Raw genomic sequence first — 15,809 nt, forward strand, 5'->3', positions numbered from 1 at the left:
GGAGGCCGCCGCAGCAGGAGCGGGCGCGCCTCTCATGTGTGCCGGAACCCCCTGCCTGTGCGGTCGCGCGGATCGGGGTCCAATCCCAGAAACTCCGCGCGGATGCGGTCCCACGCCTCGAGGTGTTCCCAGACCGGTTCCTCCGTCAGCTGCTGGGTGTTGGTGAGGAACGGGGTGGGCAGCATGATCGTGAGCATCTGCTCGTCCCGGCCGTTGAACATGCGCAGACCCCAGGAGGTGACGGTGTCGTCCCTGCCGATCCTGCGGTACAGCTCGGCGCGGCCGCAGCGGCGGATCCGGCCGAGTTCCGGCCCACTCGCGGTGTGTTCGCCGATGCACAGATGGAAATGCCACCGGCCGAAATCGACGGTGACGTACCCGTCGTACATGCCGATCTTCTTCGGCGCGTCGGGGGCCGCGACCTCCAGCGCCGAACCTTCGATGAGCAGACCGAACCACATGTCGTTCCAGTAGTTCTCGAACAACAGCCGGATCAGGCGCAGCAGGCTGTCCTCGTCGGTCGGCAGGGGCCAGCGCTGTTCGCGCCCGCCGTCCTCGGTATCGATGATCTCGGGATCGAAAACGACTGTCACGGAATCTCCTTCGAGCGGTCCTTCGGCGGGGTGGGAAAGACGCAGTCGCCGCACACCCCGCCGGTGGGCGTGCGGTAGTACAGGCAGCAGCTGCGACGTCGGCCGGTCGCCGGGTCGAGGGCTTCGGCGAGACGCGGATCGGACAGTGCAGCACCGACGAGAGGTTGTGCAGCCGAACCGATCACCCGTCCGGCGCCGATCAGGGCGGATGCCGTGTTGCCCCACAGCAGGCCGCCTGCCACCACGTCGCGCCACGCACGGACGAGGGGTTCGATCTGGCGGTCGAGGACTTCCGTCACGATGTCGTCGCCGAATCCGGGTTCGGTGATGTGCAGGTGCAGTCCGGCGTCGTTACGCCACAGGAGTTGCCCGGGATCGAGCCGGATGCATCGTCCGGAGTCGACGACGGAACCGATCGCCACCGACCACACGCGTGCGACGTATCCGAAGAAGAGGGTCGATGCGGCCACGCGCGGTTCGTCGGTGCCCATCCGCGCGGCAGTATCGGCCACCAGAGCGGCGCGGGTCGCGGGGTCGGCCAGATCTGCGGTGGGACGCCACCTGCCGTCGGCAGGTCCGGTACTCACGCGGAAGTACGGGCTCCATACGGCGATTCGCTCGAGAACCCCGATCGCATCAGACACGGCTGTCCTCCGCTTCCAGGTCGAACACCATCCTGCGAGGATCGAACCGCATGCGTCCGCGATCGAACGCCGCTCCGATACGGCCGGATTCGGCCAGGGCAACGGGGGTGCCGCATGTCAGTGTGCGGTCCGAGTCGAGCAGCCACATCCGGTCGGACACCCGTACTGCGAGTTCGAGTTCGTGGGTGGACATCACCACCGCGAGATTCTGCTCGCGCGCCAGGCGTCCGAGGACGTCGACGAGTTCGACCCGTGAGGGCACGTCGAGGAAGGAGGTGGGTTCGTCGAGCACGAGCAATGACGGATCCTGGGCCAGCGCCCGGGCGGTGAGGGCGCGTTGGCGCTGGCCGTCGGACAGTTCGGCGAACTGTCGCAAAGCCAGGGGCACGGCACCGACGGCGTCGAGGGCCCGGTCCACCGCGGCCCGGTCTTCGGGTGAGAGTCGGGCGCTGGCCGGCAGATGTGGGGTTCGGCCGAGGGCGACGAGTTCGCGCACGGTAAGCAGCCCCGGGTCGATGCGTTCGGTGAGGACCACCGAGATGCGGGTCGCCAGCTCGGCGGGGCGCACCGTCGCGAGATCGTCACCATCGATGAATACCTGCCCGCTCAACGGGGGTTGCAGTCCGCACAGGGTGCGCAGCAGAGTCGATTTGCCGGCGCCGTTGGGGCCGACGAGGGCTGTCAGTTCACCGCGGCGGGCGACGGCAGTGATGTTCGCGGCGATCGTCGTGACCGCGCTCAAGCGCAGGGCGCGGCGGCGGGTGTAGCCGATGGTCAGGTCGCGCAGTTCCACACCCGCGGGGGTCACAGCGCTGCTCCCAGTGCTCCGCGCCGGGATCGGATCAGCACCACGATCACCACGGGAGCACCCACGAGCGCCGTGACGGCGTTGAGCGGGAAGACGGTGTCGGTCCCCGGCATCTGGCTCACGATTCCGCAGATCACGGCCACCAGGCCTCCGAGCAGGGCTACCCCCGGCAGGAGTACCCGATGATCCGAGGTTCCGAATGCCATGCGGGCCAAGTGCGGAACGATGAGACCGAGAAAGCCGATCGGCCCGCAGAAGGCCGTGGTGGCCCCGGCGAGCAATGCTGCCGACACCACCGTCGTCAACCGGACGGTCCGGATGTCGATGCCCATCGAACGGGCGTATCCCTCACCGAGCAGCAACGCGTTGAGCGCACGCACCGTGAGCAGGGCGACGGCGATCCCGCCGACCACCACGGGGACCAACAGCCTCAAATCGGACCAGGTTGTAGCCGTGAAGCTGCCCAGGCCCCACACCAGGAACTGCTGGCTGCGCTGCGGATCCGCGTAGACCAGGAGGACGGACACGACGGCGGTGGTTGCCGAGCCGAGCATCACACCGATCAACAGCAAGGTCACAGCCGATTTCACCCACCGTGACAACAGCACGATCAACAGAAGTACCGCTGCCGCTCCGAGCGCGGCGGCGATCACCACCCCGGCACGTCCGAGGCCTGCCAGCCCGGCCGTGAATCCGCCGGCGCCGCCACCCCCGGCGACCACTACGACGGCGACGCCGAGGCTCGCGCCGGAGCTCGCGCCGAGGATGAACGGGTCGGCGAGGGCATTGCGGAAGAGCGTCTGCATCTGCAGGCCCGCGATCCCCAGGGCCGCACCCACCGCAAGCGCGGTGACGGTACGCGGCAGACGCAGATCACGAAGCACCATGTCCCACCGGGCGTCGGTCGCGACACCGCCGACCAGCACCCGCAGCGTCTCGTCGAGCGGAACGGTGACCGATCCGAGGATCACCGACAGCACTGCCGCGACCACGATCGCGGCCGCCAGTGCCACGAACGTGACGGTGACGCGACCCACCCGCACGGATGTTGCAGTTCGCTGATCGACCGTGACCTCCGAGGTGGTCAGCACCGACGTCATGCCGGTAGCTGCCGGTAGAACGTGAAGTCGTGGCCGGGAAGAAGATCGGGGTGCAGGATCGCGACGAGATCGGACAGGATCAGATCCGGGCGCAGCACACCGCGCTCGTAGAAGTCGTTGCCACCGTTCGGCCCGAGTGCCTTGTTGGCGTTCCAGACCCGGCCCGCAGCGGCCGCGGTCAGTGATCCGTAGCGTTCGTCGTCGGCGAGGGCATCACCGATCGAGTTCCAGCTGTTGTTCACTACGAGCCAGGTGGGGGCGTCGGAGGCCTCGGCGACCACGGCCTCGAAGTCGAGGGGAAGCGAACCGGTGGTCGTCACGTCCTGCCACGGCCACCGGGCACCGGCATCGCTGAACAGCCGGCCCATATAGCTACCGCCGGAGGACATGTACCAGGTGCCCTGCGACATTCCGCCCAGTAACACCGGCGCTGCCTCGACGTCGGCGGTCTTCGCTGCGACATCAAGGTACCGATCTCGGATGCTGTCGTAGACCTGCGTGGCCTGGGCCTCCTTACCGGTGAGCGCGGCCATCACCTTGATCCACTCGGCTCGTCCCAGCGGGGAAGCTTCGAGCCATTCGGCGTTGGCGACCACGCCGATCCCGGCCTCGCGCAGCTGCGTGTAGGCGGGGTCGTCGGTGCCGCCGGTCATCACCACGTCGGGCGCGGCCAGCACGACGGCTTCGGTGTCGATCGTGCCGCCCGCTGCGTATTCGGCGATGTCACCGGACTCGATGCGTTCGATCACAGCGGTGTCGGAGACATACGAACCGTTCGAGACGCCGGTGAGCACATCGAGCTCGTCGAGTTCGGTCACCAGTGGCAGATGGGTGGTCGAGCCGGAGTACAGGCTCGTGATCGGCACCTGGATCTGCTGGGCCGTGGCCAGATCGCCCGACAGCTCCGGGGCAGGTGCACCGCACTTGACCAGCACGTACGACTCGGGTTGTGCACCCGTGAACGGCTCGTCGACGGTAAGTACCTGGTAGCTCTTCTCGTAGGTGATCGAGAAGTTCTCGGCGTCGACGATCTCGGACTTGTCGGGAAAATAGTCGACCGAGGGGTCGAAGTCGGTGATACACCCGTCCGAGGCAGCGTTCTCGGTGTCGGATGTGGCCGGCGAACATCCGGCGAGCAGAAGACTTGCGGAGGTCAGCGCGACAAGGAGCGTCGGAAAGGCTGCGCGTATACGCATGGCGATGACACCCTCTCTCGGGGAAGTCCGCCCCGGGCAAGGAGGTACGGCGACGTGAGTATCTGGCTCCCGGAGATCGCTCTACCGGTCACAGTGGCGGGACCGCGCCGGAATCACACCGGCTTCCTCGTGCGTCGTCGCAATGACGGTGCCGAAATTAGCACACGGCACGAAGAGTCTTCACGGGCCGGTCGTCCGCACCTTCGTCCACCGCTGCGTGTCGGGGTCGAAGGAGACGAGTCCCGTCCGCTCGAATTCGTCGAGCCAGCCCCGCATCGGCCACCAGCCCCAACGCTGCTGGAACAGTGTGGCATTGACGAGAATGTCGTCGAGATGCTCGACCGGCGGAGTCGACACCGGGTGGTACTGGTGGAAGGCGTGGGCGCCCCCGACCCATGCCATGGGGACTCCGGCGCGCGCGGCCTTCTGACCGAAATCGGTGTCCTCCCCGCCGTACCCCCGGTACGCGGTGCAGAAGCCGCCGATACGGTCCCATACGAGTGGCCGGGCTGCGAACGAGAGCGACCAGAACATCTCGTGTGCGTCGTTCAGCACGATCTCGTCGTCGGGTGGAAACGGGCGGGCCGGGTGCGGATCGACGGAGTCACCGAGCCGGGCGAGGTCGTAGCCGCCGGGTCCCGGCTCGGGCAGGTAGGTGACGGGACCGCAGTGAAGCGCGGCGGGATGGCGCACGGCTGCGTCGATGTACCGTTCGAGCAGCTCGGGGGACGGGATGCAGTCGACGTCGAGAAAGACCAGCAGGTCGGACGACGCCGCGCGGGCTCCGAGATTCCGTGCTTCCGCGACCGGTAGGCGCCCGGAACCGACATCCATCGGCACCACCCGCGCCGGCGATTTCGCAGCAGCGACCACATCGGCGACCTCCTGATCACCCATCGCGACGACGATGTGCTCGTCGGGTGTTCGGGTGCTGCGCGCGAGGCCGTCGAGTTGCCGCCGCAGATGCGTGCTGCGACCGGCGGCGACGGTGACGACCGAGACGGTCACGGCGCCCCCGCGAGCTCGTCCAGGATTGCGGCGGCCCGCGCCGCAGCGCCATCGACCTGCCAGCGTTTCCACTCGATCGGGTCGAGACCGCGTGCCCATTCGATCAGTTCGGGCCAACGTCCGGGGCCGGGCCAGCCGTCGAGTCCCACTGCCAGGCCGGACTTCTCGAGAGCCTTTGCGGTGGAGTGCTGTTCGTCGAACGGACGGGGTTCGGCGATGACGACTGCAGGTCGTGCGGCGGCCGCGATGTCGGCGACGGTGTTCTGTCCCGCGTGCCCGATCACGACATCGGCTCCCGCGAGGACGGGCCACGGGTCGTCGACCCACGGACCCCCGGCGACCCCGAGACCTTCCCACGTGTACTCCGGGAAGCGGGCCGAGAAGCGGAGCAGATCATCGACCGTGATCGACGACCCGCCGCTGCCGCTCATCACGAGCACCCGCGGCTTCTCGGCGGACGGTCGGGTGGGTGCCGGACGACCGTCGAACCGGCTGATGCCCCCGACATACGATGTCCTGTCCATATACGGGCGCAGCCAGTGCGGGTCGTAGATCTCCTGTGCCCACGGCGCGACGATGTGGTCGGCGATGCGGTACGCGAGTGTGTGCGCGGTATCGGTGCGTTCGCCCGGCATCGCCAGCACCACCACGGGGATGCCGTACAGCCGGGCGAGGAGCGTCACTTCCACCGATACGTCCACCACCAGCAGGCTCGGCCGCGTCGCGGCGATCCACGAACCCAGCGCGTGCATGCGTTCGCGGAGACCGTCGTCATGGCTGGGAACCCAGTGCAGGACGTCGTGGGCCGTCGGGTCCTGTGCGGTGCCGACGGCGAGGTCGTCGCGGGGGAGCAGCACCACGTCGTCGAAGGCATCCGACGCGCTGCCGAGCGGTGCCGACGACAACGCCGTCACCGGCGCCTGCAGATGCGCGCAGATGCTGCTCGCACGGGTACGGTGCCCGTGCCCGTGATGATGGATGTAGTAGCCGATCATGCCGCTCCTGCGAGCTCCCGATACAGCGAGACGTACGCGTCGACCATCGTGCGTTCCGAACAGCGTTCCTCCGCGCGGGCCCGGGCGGAGGAACGGGAGAGGCCGACCGCGCAGGGCACCGCCGCAGCGAGGTCGTCGATGTCGTCCGGCGCGACGAGGCATCCGCTGCTCTCGTCCACCACCTCCGGGATCCCGCCGCGAGCGAAGGCCACCACGGGTGTCCCGCACGCGAGGGACTCGGCGACGACGAGCCCGTACGGCTCGTCCCACTGCGGGGTGATGAGAGACGCCGCCGAATTTCCCACCGCTGCAGCGAGATCGGGTTGGGACAGGTGACCGAGGTAGGTCACGTCGGGGCCGAGGAACGGTTCGACGTGTCGGGAGAAGTACTCGCGGTTGCTGATCGGCCCGGCGATCCGCACTCGGTAGCCGGCTCGCCGCGCGGCCTCGATCGCAAGGTGTGCACCCTTCTCCGGTACGAGGCGGCCGAACCAGATCAGGTCGTCACCCCCCGGGCCGACGGGCCATGCCCCGAGGTCGACGCCGTTGGGCACGACCGCGACCGGACCGGGGGTGGCGTGTTCCCACGCCGCCGCGGTGTGGCGGCTGACCGCGACGAATGTGCCCGGACATCCACCCGGTGTGGCCATCGCCGACTCGAGCCAGGGCGTCGGCGGCGTGTGCAGGGTGCACAGCAGCGGGGTACGCAGTGTCCGGGCCATCGCGATCGGCAGGTAGTGCAGGCTGTGGTTGTGCACGACGTCGAAGGCGTCGGCCGACGGCCCTGCGAGATCGAGCATCAGCGACAGGTAGGCGTGGTGGTCGCCGAGGAAACCGTCCGCCGGCGGCATCGACACGTCGCTTCGCGCGAGTTCGCCGACCTCGAACGAGGGCACTTCGAGGAACTCGGCCGGAAGTGTGGGGTCGGAGCCCGGTGCGGCGAAGAGCGTCACCTCGTGCCCGTCCTTGCCGAGCGCGTGCGCGAGGTGCCACACGTGTGCTTCGAGTCCGCCCGCGAAGGGCTGGCGAATCGGATATCTGTTGGACGCGATGAGGGCTACACGCAACGAGGGCGACGTCATCCGTTCCGCCCTCCCGTCGCGCGTAGGTAGATGTCGCGGTGCGCACGGGCGAGTGCACGACGCTCATCCATGCGTTGCGGCCAGGCAGCTCGCGGAAAATCCCTGGTCTCGTACAACTCACGCACGCAACGGTCGAGGGAGTCGGCGTCGAAGGTGTTCTCGTCGAAGGTGTACACGCCGCACCGGCGCTGCTCACCGTAGAAGCCGCAGCTCGGGGCGATCACCGCGGTGCCGAGGTCGTAGCACGCCTCGAGCCAGCCCGAGTGGGTGCCGAAGCGGTAGGGCAGCACCGACACCGACAGGTCCGAGAGGTACTGCCACAGTTCGTTGTCGGAGAAGTACGGATGAACACGCACGTCCACGTGGGGTTGCTCGCCGTACCGCAGGATGCGCGACCCGGCTTCCGGGTTGTACCAGTACGCGTTGTCGGGATCGAAGACCTCGTCGTGCACGTCGATCTGCAGTACGGCGCCCGGCAGGGATCGCATCGTCTCGGCGAGCGTGTCGAGTACGGGGAACAGATCCATGTTCGCCCGCAGGCTCTTCGCGTTGACCCCGACGACGAACGGTCCGTCGTTACGGCGCGGTCGCTCGAGCCAGGGCTGCTCGACGACGTGCGGGTGCGGCAGGACCGTCGCCTTCCGCCCCCAGCGCAGACGGATCTGCTCGGCGGCGCCCGGTGTGAGGGTGATCAGTTCGTCCGCAGCGGGAATCAGCACGTCGAGCTGCTTGTGGTGCTCGCCCGGCTCCGGGTGGTGCGGATTGCGCAGATCGTGGACTGTGTACACGAGTGGCTTGTGATGCTCGGCGAGTTCGGCGACGACGTCCTGCAATTGTTCCGCGCCGATCGCGTCGAAGCCGAAATGGACGTGGAAGACGTCGAATTCCTCGTGGTGGTCGCTCACCCAGCCCGGTTCGAGCATCAACGGCGGCCACCAGCCACCGGGCACCTTGCGGCCGTCGGCCGGAATCGGGTCCGCCAACCGGATCACGTCGTCACCCTCCGGGCACGCGAGGTGCCGGACGTAGACGTGCGACGCAGGTACCGACGCGACCCGAATCACCACAGCCGACCCCTCTTCTCCCTCGTGCGACATTCGCCGTACACGCCGAATGGCCGGGAACGCCGTCCCCGGCCATCGTCCGGTGCCCTGCGGCTACCCCCGCGGGATGGTCTTCACACGTCCCTGCCCGACTCGTCCGGTCTTCACTAGGGTGGCGGTTAGCAACGATCATCGAGCGAGAGGATTCGGTATGGGTGTGAGCTTGGCCAAGGGCGGCAACGTCTCGCTGTCGAAGGAGGCTCCGAACCTGACGGCGGTGACGGTGGGTCTCGGCTGGGACGTGCGCGCGACGACCGGCGCGGACTTCGATCTCGACGCCAGCGCACTGCTGACGAGCGAGAACGGCAAGGTCCTGTCCGACCAGCATTTCGTCTTCTACAACAACCTGCGTTCGCCCGACGGCTCGGTCGAGCACACCGGCGACAACCTCACCGGGGAGGGTGAGGGCGACGACGAGAGCGTGAACGTCGACCTCGTCGCCGTTCCGGCGGAGGTCAAGTCGATCGTCTTCCCGGTGTCGATCCACGATGCCGACGCGCGCGGCCAGTCGTTCGGCCAGGTGCGCAACGCGTTCATCCGCGTCGTCGACCGTGCCGACAACCGGGAGCTCGCCCGCTACGACCTCACCGAGGACGCGTCCACCGAGACCGCGATGGTCTTCGGCGAGCTGTACCGCCACGGTGGGGAGTGGAAGTTCCGCGCCATCGGCCAGGGCTACGCGTCGGGCCTGGCGGGCATCGCGCGGGATTACGGCGTGAACGTCGGCTGAGAAGGGTTCAGCGGACGAGCTTCCACTTCTTGTCGTGCCGGTAGAAGGTCGACCGCTTGAGGGCCCTGGGGTTCGCTACCCCGTCGCGGGTGACGACCGTGGCGGGGGAACCCAGCTGCATCGCCCGGCCCGTCAGCCACTTGTATCCGCCGAACCAGCGAGGCCGGTCGATCGCGGCCCGAAGACCGGGCATCGCCGGGGTGGGTTCGACGCGGATGCCGGGCACGGTGCCGGAGAACAGGCGGGTGTCGTCGACGTAGGCCTCTCCGACGAGCGCCTCGTCCTCGTCACCGCACAGCAACGCGCGGCCGACGAGGGCGATGCCGGCGTCGTCGCGGATGAGCGGCAGCGGTTTCGCGACGCCCTGGAGGGCGACGGTGGCGGCCTTGGACCCCGTCCGCAGTCCGTAGGCCTCGGTGGCGGGGGTGCGCTTCTCCGGGACGTACGCGATCTCCAGGTCGAGACGTTCGGTGCGCATCAGGCGGGTGACGGTCGCGGCGAAGGCCGCATCGTCGCCCACGAGGACCAGGCGGGGGTCCTCCACCGACTCGAGGTGGGCGAAGACGTCCTCGAAGTCGTCCTTCTCGGGGAGGGCAGGCGCAGAAAGTGCGGTCACGGGGGTCAGCGCCAACGGCAATGGCACGTCACCGCATCTGAGCACTACCGGGGTCAACGGGTCTCCTCGAGGGGTCGGGTTCGTCGGGCTCTCGGCTGCGTCCACTGTAATGGGAAGCCGGTGGCCGGGTGGGTCGGCGACCCGCCGCCGCGCGCCGCAGCTCCGGGCGGTTCTGCCGGACCGTCATCCGCGCTCGTCCGAGGGTGGACTACACTGTGGTCCCGGCTGCTGCCCGGTTGGGCAGGACCCTGCAGGCGAGACCGCCCGCACGTAGACACCTGCCTGAGGAGAGCGCGACATGCCGGCAATCGTCCTGATCGGAGCCCAGTGGGGCGACGAGGGCAAGGGCAAAGCTACCGATCTACTCGGCGGACGTCTGCAGTGGGTCGTGCGCTACCAGGGCGGCAACAACGCCGGTCATACGGTGGTGCTGCCCAACGGCGACAAGTTCGCCCTGCACCTGATCCCGTCGGGCATCCTGACGCCCGGCGTCAACAACGTCATCGGCAACGGTGTCGTGGTGGATCCGGGTGTGCTGCTCACCGAACTCGAAGGTCTCGAGAAGCGCGACGTGGACACCAGCCGTCTGCTGCTCTCGGCCGACGCGCACCTGATCATGCCGTACCACGTGGCCATCGACAAGGTCACCGAACGCTTCCTCGGCAAGAAGAAGATCGGCACCACCGGCCGCGGTATCGGCCCCTGCTACCAGGACAAGATCGCCCGTGTGGGCGTGCGGGTCGCCGACGTGCTCGACGAGAAGATCCTCACCCAGAAGGTCGAGGCCGCACTGGAATTCAAGAACCAGGTGCTCGTCAAGATCTACAACCGCAAGGCACTCGACCCGCAGCAGGTCGTCGACGAGGTGCTCGCGCAGGCGGAGAGCTTCACGCACCGCATCACCGACACCCGCCTCGAACTGAACAAGGCCCTCGATCGCGGCGACACGATCCTCCTCGAGGGTTCGCAGGGCACGCTCCTCGACGTCGACCACGGCACCTATCCGTACGTGACGTCGTCCAACCCCACCGCCGGCGGCGCCGCAGTCGGTTCGGGTATCGGCCCCGCCAGGATCACGACGGTGCTGGGCATCCTCAAGGCCTACACCACCCGCGTCGGCTCGGGCCCGTTCCCGACCGAACTGTTCGACGACCACGGCGCCTACCTCGCGAAGCAGGGCGGAGAGGTCGGTGTCACCACCGGCCGCGCACGCCGCACGGGATGGTTCGACGCCGTCATCGCCCGCTACGCGACCCGCGTCAACGGCATCACCGACTACTTCCTCACCAAGCTCGACGTGCTGTCGGGTCTCGACACCGTGCCGATCTGCGTCGGGTACGAGGTCGACGGTGTGCGTATCGACGAGATGCCGATGACGCAGACCGACGTGCACCACGCCAAGCCGATCTACGAGGAGATGCCGGGCTGGTGGGAGGACATCTCCCATGCCCGCACCTTCGAGGAGCTGCCGCAGAACGCGCAGAACTACGTGCTGCGTCTCGAGGAGCTCTCCGGCGCCTACATCTCCTGCATCGGTGTGGGGCCGGGTCGCGACGAGACCATCGTCCGGCGCGACGTCATCCGCTGACGGGGTAGCTTCACGCCGTTCCGATTTCGTCGTCGGACGGGCGCCCGGCCCTCACTGGCCGTTCACCGACGGTTCGCACGGATTGTGCACGCTCGTCCCGCACAATCCGTCGGACCCTGGAGAAGAAGCATGTACGTGTCCCGTCGAACCCTGCTGCGCACCGTCGCGCTCGGAGCCCTCGCGACTCCGGCGGTGGCATGCTCGTCGGGAAATTCCGGTGCGACGCCGAGCCTGGTCCGTGAGCGGCCGATCCTCACCCACGGTGTGGCCACCGGCGACGTGCGGGCCGACGGGGCGCTCGTGTGGGCGCGTTCGGATCGGCCTGCGCGGCTCGTCGTGGAGACTGCAGCCACCGAATCCTTTACCGACCCCGTGCGGCACGTGGGTGGTCTGCTGACCCCCGAGACGGACGGAACCGGCCGGCTGCGGCTGACGGGACTGCCGGCCGGCGAACAGGTGCATTACCGTGTCGTCCTCGAAGGTGAGGACGGTGCCACGTCCGAACCGGTGACGGGTCTGTTCCGCACCGCGCCGGCCGCCCCGGGCGACATCAGGCTGCAGTGGTCCGGCGACACCGCCGGTCAGGGCTTCGGCATCAATCCCGACCTCGGCGGGATGACGATCTTCGACACGATGGCCCGTCGCGACCCGCACCTGTTCGTACATTCCGGTGACGTCGTGTATGCCGACAATCCGCTGAAGGAGACCGTCGAACTATCGGACGGCCGGATCTGGCGCAACATCGTCACCGACGCCAAGAGTGCCGTGGCGCAGACCCTCGACGAGTACCGCGGCCAGTACGCCTACAACCTCATGGACGAGAACTACCGGCGGTTCAACTCCTCCGTCGCGCAGATCGTGCAGTGGGACGACCACGAGACCGTCAACAACTGGTACGCGGGAGAGATCCTGGATCTCGAGCAGTACACCGAGAAGAACGTGGACATCCTGGCGAAGCGGGCTTTCCGTGCGTTCCACGAGTGGCTTCCGCTCGACCCGGCGGAGGCCGTCGACGGGCGTATCCACCGGGTCGTGCGGTACGGACCGCTGCTCGACGTCTTCGTACTCGACATGCGGACCTACAAGGACGCCAACGGCACCAACGTCGGCGCGGCAGGGCAGGTACTCGGCAGCGCGCAGACGCAGTGGCTCATCGACGAACTCACCCGCTCGACCGCCACCTGAAAGATCATCGCCGCCGACCTCCCGATCGGCCTGGTCGTGCCTGACGGCGACACGGCCTTCGAAGGAATCGCGAACGGGGACAACGGCACTCCGTCGGGCCGGGAATCGGAGATCGCGCAGATCCTGTCGGCGGTCAAGGCGCGCAGCATCACCGGAACCGTGTGGTTGACCGCCGACGTGCACTACACGGCCGCGCATCACTATTCGCCGGAACGCGCATCGTTCACCGACTTCGACGAGTTCTGGGAGTTCGTCTCGGGACCGCTCAACGCGGGTGCTTTCGGACCCGACGAACTGGACGGGACGTTCGGGCCCGAGGCCGTCTTCGTGCACGCGCCTCCGGCGGCGAACACCTCACCGATGGACGGATATCAGCACTTCGGGGAGGTGTTCATCGACGGAGGGACGAGGCAGATGCGGGTCGAGTTGCTCGACTCGCGAGGGACGGTCCTGTTCCGTCAGGTGCTCGATCCACCGGCCTGATCCCGCCCGCGCGGCGCGGGGCATACTGGATCGATGATCACTCGAGCGATCGGAGCCGGTTCGCTCGTCCGCGACCTCGGCAACTGGCAGGATTCGGGGCAGTCGCATTCCCGTCGCTCCTCTCGCCCCGATCCTCGTCCTGCCTACCGGGCGCTCGCGGACAGCATCCGCCTGCTCGTGCACGACGGTCGTGTCCCGCTCGGGGTCGCCCTGCCCAGCGAGCGGGAGCTCGCCGCAGCCCTGTCGCTGAGCCGCACCACCGTCGCGTCCGCCTACGCGGCGCTACGGGAAGAGGGTTATCTGCGCAGTCGGCAGGGTGCCCGCAGCACCGTCGCGGTGCCCGCCCGCCGGGGACCCGAGAACACCGGGTCCCGGATGCCGGTCGGTCCGGCGATCGATCTGAGCAATGCCTCGCTACCCGCGCCGGCAACGGAGATCGAGGCGGCGTATGCGGCGGCGCTGCGGTCGATGTCGACCTATCTCGACTCGCACGGCATGGAACCGATCGGGGTGTCGGTGCTGCGCGAGGTCATCGCCCGTCGCTACCGCGAGCGTGGACTGCCCACCTCGCCCGATCAGATCATGGTCACCTCCGGGGCGCAGCACGCGATGCGCCTGCTGCTCGGTGTGTTCGACGATCCCGGCGACCGGGTGGTCGTCGACCACCCCACCTATCCCAATGCGCTCGAAGCGATCCGCCGATACGGCGCCCGTCCGGTGCCGGTTCCGGTGCGCCCGGAGAACGGCCCGCACGGCGGTTGGGATCTCGACGGTGTCGCCAGCGCCGTCCGGCAGACCGCCGCCCGCACCGCCTTCCTCGTCCCCGACTTCCACAACCCCACGGGCCTGTGCCTCGACGAGGACGGCCGTGCCGAACTGGCCCGCATCATGCGCGACACGCGGACCACGCTCGTCGTCGACGAGTCGATGGTCGATCTGTGGCTCGACGCCCCGCCGCCGCCGCCGGTCGCGGCGATGCCGGCCGGAGCGTCGGTGGTGACGGTGGGCTCGACGGCGAAGTCGCTGTGGGGCGGCCTGCGGGTGGGGTGGATCCGCGCCGACCGCGACACGATCGTCCGGCTGGCCGGAGCCCGGACTGCCGTCGACCTGGGCACCCCGGTGATGGAACAGCTCGCGGCCGCACATCTGCTCTCGGATGTCGACGAGCTGCTCGAACGCCGACGCGCCGGCTTGCGGGAGCGACGTCGTGCGCTGTGCGACGCCCTGGACCGGCGGTTACCCGACTGGGAGTACACACCGGGCCAGGGCGGGATGTCGCTGTGGGCGCGGATGCCCGAGCCGGTGTCGACCTCGCTGGCTGCGGCCGCACCGTCTCACGGCGTGCTGCTCTCGGCCGGCCCGCGTTTCGGCGTGCAGGGCGCGTTCGAGCACTTCGTACGCCTGCCGCATACGCAGGACGCGGAGGTCCTCGACGACGCCGTCGAGGCCATGGCCGCTGCCTACGACCAGGTGGCCTCCGGACGCACGCCCGACGAGGCGCGGCTCGTCGTCTGATCCTGTGCGCCAGGACGATCGTCGGAGCGTCGGCGGGCCCGGGCTGCCGGATCAGACCCAGAGGGTGTCGATGTCGGTGGCCTCGGCCGCCGGTGCCCCCGGCTCGCCGGCGGGTGTGCGGGAGAAGCGCGGCGCCGGTGCGTGCTGCACGGTGCCGTCGATCTCGATCAGTGATCCGCGGGCGACGAGATGCTCGTTCTTCTCCGCCTCGGCCCAGGTGAGGACCGGGGAGACGCAGGCATCGGTGCCGAGGAAGATCTCGGTCCACTCGTCGCGCGTCTTCGACAGGAACTTCTCGGTGAAGATCTTCTTCGTCTCCGCCCAGCGGGAGGTGTCGAGCTGGTGCGGCAGGTCGGCCGGATCGAGCTCGAGGCCCTGCAGCAGCAGTGCGTAGAACTGCGGTTCGATGGAGCCGACGGCCATGTACTTGCCGTCCTTGGTCTCGTAGACGTCGTAGAACGGTGCGCCGGTGTCGAGCAGGTTGACGCCGCGCTCGTCCGACCACACACCGCGGCCGCGGAACGCCCACATCATGTGCGAGAGCGCGAGGGCACCGTCGACCATCGCCGCGTCGACGACCTGGCCCTTGCCGGAGGTCTGCCGCTCGACGAGGGCGGAGAGGATGCCGAAGACGAGGAACATCGAACCGCCGCCGAAGTCGCCCACCATGTTCAGCGGCGGCACCGGACGCTCACCCTTACGGCCGATCGCGTGCAGCACACCGGTGAGCGAGATGTAGTTGATGTCGTGGCCGGCCGCGTTCGCGAGCGGGCCCTCCTGGCCCCAACCGGTCATGCGGCCGTAGACGATGCGCGGGTTGCGCTCGAGGACCACATCCGGTCCGAGGCCGAGCCGTTCGGTGACGCCGGGACGGAAACCCTCGATGAGGACGTCGGCGCGCTCGAGCAGACCCAGGACCTTCTCGATGTCGGCGGGATCCTTGAGGTCGGCCTCCACGACACGACGGTTGCGCTGAATCGGGTCGCGTTGTCCCGCCGGCGGGATCTCACCGGGGCGCTGCACGATGACGACATCGGCGCCGAGATCGGCGAGCAGCGTCGCGGCGTGCGGGCCGGGACCGAGCCCCTTGAACTCGACGACGCGGACACCCGCGAGCGGACCCTTCTTCTCAACAGCTTCAGCGGACACTCGACGAACCTCGC

14 protein-coding genes, 1 pseudogene and 1 riboswitch are annotated in these 15,809 nt (G+C 68.4%); of the genes and pseudogenes, 4 read left to right on the plus strand and 11 right to left on the minus strand.

Going from position 1 to position 15,809, the window contains the following annotated elements:
* Positions 1-32: 32 nt before the first annotated feature.
* The 9 genes from PV766_RS06010 to PV766_RS06050 all read right to left on the minus strand — a co-directional run bounded on the left by PV766_RS06010 (position 33) and on the right by PV766_RS06050 (position 8,490).
* Positions 33-593: a DUF7676 family protein gene (locus PV766_RS06010; protein WP_129977526.1), complete on the minus strand. Its 561-nt coding sequence runs from the start codon at positions 591-593 to the stop codon at positions 33-35.
* Entirely contained in the window at positions 590-1,237 is a 648-nt protein-coding gene (locus PV766_RS06015; protein ID WP_421096649.1) for a (2Fe-2S)-binding protein, read from the minus strand. The genes PV766_RS06010 and PV766_RS06015 overlap by 4 nt, the downstream gene beginning before the upstream one ends.
* Positions 1,230-2,045 carry an ABC transporter ATP-binding protein gene (locus PV766_RS06020; RefSeq protein WP_421096650.1) on the minus strand — a complete coding sequence of 272 codons (816 nt, stop codon included), beginning with the start codon at positions 2,043-2,045 and terminating at the stop codon, positions 1,230-1,232. Before PV766_RS06020 ends, PV766_RS06015 begins: the two co-directional genes overlap by 8 nt.
* Positions 2,042-3,145 carry a FecCD family ABC transporter permease gene (locus PV766_RS06025; RefSeq protein WP_138844189.1) on the minus strand — a complete coding sequence of 368 codons (1,104 nt, stop codon included), beginning with the start codon at positions 3,143-3,145 and terminating at the stop codon, positions 2,042-2,044. The genes PV766_RS06020 and PV766_RS06025 overlap by 4 nt, the downstream gene beginning before the upstream one ends.
* Positions 3,142-4,341, minus strand: coding sequence for an ABC transporter substrate-binding protein (locus PV766_RS06030; RefSeq protein ID WP_421096651.1), 1,200 nt, complete (start codon positions 4,339-4,341; stop codon positions 3,142-3,144). The genes PV766_RS06025 and PV766_RS06030 overlap by 4 nt, the downstream gene beginning before the upstream one ends.
* 35 nt (positions 4,342-4,376) lie before the next feature.
* Positions 4,377-4,504, minus strand: a riboswitch (cobalamin riboswitch).
* Between the two features lie 17 nt (positions 4,505-4,521).
* Entirely contained in the window at positions 4,522-5,349 is an 828-nt protein-coding gene (locus PV766_RS06035; protein WP_421096652.1) for a glycosyltransferase family 2 protein, read from the minus strand.
* Complete coding sequence (locus PV766_RS06040; protein WP_421096653.1) at positions 5,346-6,344, minus strand: glycosyltransferase; 999 nt, start codon at positions 6,342-6,344, stop codon at positions 5,346-5,348. Before PV766_RS06040 ends, PV766_RS06035 begins: the two co-directional genes overlap by 4 nt.
* Entirely contained in the window at positions 6,341-7,426 is a 1,086-nt protein-coding gene (locus tag PV766_RS06045) for a glycosyltransferase family 4 protein (RefSeq protein WP_129977519.1), read from the minus strand. Before PV766_RS06045 ends, PV766_RS06040 begins: the two co-directional genes overlap by 4 nt.
* Complete coding sequence (locus PV766_RS06050) at positions 7,423-8,490, minus strand: glycosyltransferase family 1 protein (RefSeq protein ID WP_421096664.1); 1,068 nt, start codon at positions 8,488-8,490, stop codon at positions 7,423-7,425. The genes PV766_RS06045 and PV766_RS06050 overlap by 4 nt, the downstream gene beginning before the upstream one ends.
* 190 nt (positions 8,491-8,680) lie before the next feature.
* On the opposite strand from PV766_RS06050, the gene PV766_RS06055 reads away from it, so the two are divergent.
* The gene (locus PV766_RS06055; protein ID WP_255161556.1) at positions 8,681-9,259 is read left to right on the plus strand and encodes a TerD family protein; all 579 of its coding nucleotides are present in this window, start codon (positions 8,681-8,683) and stop codon (positions 9,257-9,259) included.
* A 7-nt stretch (positions 9,260-9,266) separates the two neighbouring features.
* Here the strand turns inward: PV766_RS06055 and PV766_RS06060 are convergent, their stop codons facing one another.
* Positions 9,267-9,920: a hypothetical protein gene (locus PV766_RS06060; RefSeq protein WP_026003325.1), complete on the minus strand. Its 654-nt coding sequence runs from the start codon at positions 9,918-9,920 to the stop codon at positions 9,267-9,269.
* Between the two features lie 253 nt (positions 9,921-10,173).
* Here PV766_RS06060 and PV766_RS06065 point away from each other — a divergent pair, with 253 nt between their 5' ends.
* The 3 genes and pseudogenes from PV766_RS06065 to PV766_RS06075 all read left to right on the plus strand — a co-directional run bounded on the left by PV766_RS06065 (position 10,174) and on the right by PV766_RS06075 (position 14,646).
* Positions 10,174-11,463 (plus strand): adenylosuccinate synthase, encoded by a 1,290-nt coding sequence (locus tag PV766_RS06065; RefSeq protein ID WP_016934311.1) that lies wholly within the window; start codon positions 10,174-10,176, stop codon positions 11,461-11,463.
* A 129-nt stretch (positions 11,464-11,592) separates the two neighbouring features.
* A pseudogene (locus tag PV766_RS06070) lies at positions 11,593-13,131 on the plus strand (alkaline phosphatase D family protein).
* Positions 13,132-13,164: 33 nt separating this feature from the next.
* The gene (locus PV766_RS06075; protein WP_421096654.1) at positions 13,165-14,646 is read left to right on the plus strand and encodes a PLP-dependent aminotransferase family protein; all 1,482 of its coding nucleotides are present in this window, start codon (positions 13,165-13,167) and stop codon (positions 14,644-14,646) included.
* 51 nt (positions 14,647-14,697) lie between these two features.
* On the opposite strand, the gene PV766_RS06080 is transcribed toward PV766_RS06075, so the two are convergent.
* Positions 14,698-15,795 carry a CaiB/BaiF CoA transferase family protein gene (locus PV766_RS06080; RefSeq protein ID WP_129977516.1) on the minus strand — a complete coding sequence of 366 codons (1,098 nt, stop codon included), beginning with the start codon at positions 15,793-15,795 and terminating at the stop codon, positions 14,698-14,700.
* Positions 15,796-15,809 lie beyond the last annotated feature (14 nt).

The organism is Rhodococcus sp. As11 (assembly GCF_048957735.1).
GTDB lineage: Bacteria > Actinomycetota > Actinomycetes > Mycobacteriales > Mycobacteriaceae > Rhodococcus > Rhodococcus gordoniae.

What these genes read in the sequence shown, in the direction of transcription:
- PV766_RS06040 (WP_421096653.1), bottom strand. Translation starts at nt 6,344, where the DNA reads ATGATCGGCTACTACATCCATCATCACGGGCACGGGCACCGTACCCGT.
- PV766_RS06055 (WP_255161556.1), top strand. Translation starts at nt 8,681, where the DNA reads ATGGGTGTGAGCTTGGCCAAGGGCGGCAACGTCTCGCTGTCGAAGGAG.
- PV766_RS06045 (WP_129977519.1), bottom strand. Translation starts at nt 7,426, where the DNA reads ATGACGTCGCCCTCGTTGCGTGTAGCCCTCATCGCGTCCAACAGATAT.
- PV766_RS06025 (WP_138844189.1), bottom strand. Translation starts at nt 3,145, where the DNA reads ATGACGTCGGTGCTGACCACCTCGGAGGTCACGGTCGATCAGCGAACT.
- PV766_RS06075 (WP_421096654.1), top strand. Translation starts at nt 13,165, where the DNA reads ATGATCACTCGAGCGATCGGAGCCGGTTCGCTCGTCCGCGACCTCGGC.
- PV766_RS06030 (WP_421096651.1), bottom strand. Translation starts at nt 4,341, where the DNA reads ATGCGTATACGCGCAGCCTTTCCGACGCTCCTTGTCGCGCTGACCTCC.
- PV766_RS06065 (WP_016934311.1), top strand. Translation starts at nt 10,174, where the DNA reads ATGCCGGCAATCGTCCTGATCGGAGCCCAGTGGGGCGACGAGGGCAAG.